Origin of the sequence: Variovorax sp. dw_954, from assembly GCF_018449755.1 — a bacterium.
Taxonomy (GTDB): Bacteria; Pseudomonadota; Gammaproteobacteria; order Burkholderiales; family Burkholderiaceae_C; genus Variovorax.
Genome location: NZ_JAAVVD010000129.1, coordinates 1 through 310, shown reverse-complemented (window position 1 = coordinate 310; position 310 = coordinate 1). Strand labels below are relative to the sequence as shown.

Genomic DNA, 310 nt, shown 5'->3' with positions numbered 1-310 from the left:
TGCTCGAGCGGCTGCTGGCTTACTTCAAGCTGCGCTATCGCTACTGGGCCAGCGAGCCACGCCTGGCTCGGCCGGCGCTGCGCGAGACGGCCGAGTTTTTGGCGCCCGGCCCTGCCTTGGGCGATGAGGCAAACCGCTTCTATGCACGCACACCCGTGACGCTGGGTCACATCGAAGAGATGGTGCGCGCCGCGCAGCTGAGTGGCGAAGTCGCGCGGGATGCTCCCCCGGGCGAGGTGGCCTCGCTCGTGTTCAGCCTGTATCTGATCGAGGTGCGGCGGTGGCTGCGCGAGGAGACGCCGCGCCTCGC

The 310-nt window shown here is 69.0% G+C and carries 1 pseudogene; it reads left to right on the top strand.

Going from position 1 to position 310, the window contains the following annotated elements:
* Positions 1-310: pseudogene (locus tag HB681_RS37835) on the top strand (hypothetical protein); the annotation flags it as partial.